General features: G+C 76.9%; 2 protein-coding genes. Both read left to right on the forward strand.

From position 1 onward, the window contains the following. A partial coding sequence (locus VR45_RS41040) for an acyltransferase domain-containing protein (RefSeq protein WP_045945079.1) occupies positions 1 to 1,899 on the forward strand: 1,899 nt, incomplete at its 5' end. 16 nt (positions 1,900 to 1,915) lie between these two features. After that, positions 1,916 to 2,199, forward strand: a 284-nt coding sequence (locus VR45_RS41045; RefSeq protein ID WP_045945080.1) for a beta-ketoacyl synthase N-terminal-like domain-containing protein, incomplete at its 3' end; no start/stop codon positions are given.

The raw sequence follows: 2,199 nt of genomic DNA on the forward strand, positions 1-2,199 counted from the left end.
GGCGAGCACCTGCGGGCCGACCCCGACGGGGGTGCCGCCGGCCCGGCCCGCGCGCTCGCCACCACCCGCCCGGCCCTGGCGTTCCGGGCGGCCGCCACCGGCCGCGACCGCGACGCGCTCCTCGGCTGGTTGGACGCCCTCGCGGCGGGAGAGCCCGCGCCCGACGCCGTGCAGGACCGGGCGCGCGGCGGCCGTACGGTCTTCGTCTTCCCCGGCCAGGGCTCGCAGTGGGCCGGCATGGCCGTGGCGGCGCTCGACACCTCCGCGGCGTTCGCCGCCGCCGTCGACGCCTGCGAACGGGCGCTCGCCCCGCACACCGACTGGTCCCTGACCGGGGTGCTGCGCGGTGCCCCCGGCGCACCGACGCTCGACCGTGTGGACGTCGTCCAGCCGGTGCTCTTCGCCGTGATGGTCGCGCTGGCCGCGCACTGGCGCGCCACCGGGGTCACCCCGGACGCGGTCGTCGGACACAGCCAGGGCGAGATCGCCGCCGCCTGCGTCGCCGGAGCGCTGTCGCTCGACGACGCGGCCCTCGTGGTGGCCCTGCGCAGCCGGGCGCTGCTGAGGCTGGCCGGACGCGGCGGCATGGTGTCGGTCGCCGCCTCCGCCGAGCGGACCACGAGTCTGCTGCCCGTCGGCGGACGCGTCTGCGTGGCCGCGGAGAACGGCCCCGGAGCCGTGGTCGTCGCCGGGGAGCCCCAGGAGCTGGCCGCGCTGCTCGCGGCCTGTGAGCGGGAAGGCGTCCGGGCCAGGACGATCCCGGTGGACTACGCGGCCCACTCGGCCCAGGTCGCCGAGATCGAGGAGGACCTGCGCGAAGCCCTCACCGGGATACGCCCCCGCGCCTCGGCCGTCCCGATCTACTCGACGGTGACCGGCAAACCCGTCGCCGGGGAGTCGCTCGACGCCGCCTACTGGTACCGCAACCTGCGCGAGCCGGTCGACTTCGTCGGCGCGACCCGCGCCCTGCTGGACGCGGGTCACACCCTGGCCGTCGAGGTCAGCCCGCATCCGGTGCTGCTCGCCGGGATCGAGGCGGTGGCCGCTGAGGCCGGGCGGGAGGTGTCGGCGGTCGGCACGCTGCGGCGCGGCGACGGTGGCCGGGACCGGCTGCTGGCCTCACTGACCGAGGCGTGGGCGGCCGGCGGCGGTCCGGTGGACTGGTCGCCCTGGACGGGGGACCCCGGGCCGGGCGGCCCGGCAGCACTCCTGCTGCCGACGTACCCCTTCCAGCGCGACCGGTACTGGCTGCCCACACCGGGCCGGACGGCCGCCGCGGCCGTCACCTCGGTCACGACCTCGGTACCGGCCGAGGGGACCGCGCGGGCCGCGGGCGACGACGACGGTGCCCCCGCGGAACGGCTGGCCGCCCGGCTGGCCCCGCTGGACCGGCGGGCACGCCGTCAGGCGGTGCTCGACCTGGTCGCCCGGCACGCCGCCGCGGTCCTCGGCCATCCCGGAGCCGGTCCGGTGCGCCCGGATCGCTCCTTCTCCGAGGTCGGCTTCGACTCGATGCTCGCGGTGCGGTTCAGGAACGCGCTGTGCGAGGCCACCGGGCTGACCGTCCCGCCGACGGTCGTCTTCGACCACCCGACGCCCGAGGCGCTCGCGGAGTACCTGGACGCGGAGCTGTCCGCCGCGCCCGAACCGCCGTCGCTGCTGCTGGCCGAGCTGGACCGGCTGGCCGCGCTGCTCGCGGCCGTCCCGCCCGGAGCGGCCGACACCGACGGGGTCGGCGAACGACTGGACGAACTGCTGCGCGGCTGGGGCCGGCGCGCCGGCGCACCGGGCGGCGGGGCACTGCCGCCCGGACCGCTGGACGACCTGGCCGCGGCGACGGAAACGGCGACAGCGGACGAGCTGTTCGCCCTGATCGACAACGACTTCGGAAACGCCTGAGAGAGAGCTGGCCCTGATGTCCGACGACAAGAAGCTGCTCGAGTACCTCAGGCGCGCCACCGCGGACCTCGGTGACGCCCGGAGGCAGCTGCGCGAGGCCGAGCAGGCCCGCCACGAACCGATCGCCATCGTCTCGATGGCCTGCCGCTACCCCGGCGGCGTCGACACGCCCGAACTGCTGTGGGACCTGGTCTCCCGGGGTGCCGACGCGGTCTCCACCTGGCCGGTCAACCGCGGCTGGGACCTGGAGGGCCTGTACGACCCGGACCCCGAGCGGCCCGGTACCTCCTACACCCGGCA

It is taken from the genome of Streptomyces sp. NRRL S-495, from assembly GCF_000966955.1.
GTDB classification, from domain to species: domain Bacteria; phylum Actinomycetota; class Actinomycetes; order Streptomycetales; family Streptomycetaceae; genus Kitasatospora; species Kitasatospora purpeofusca.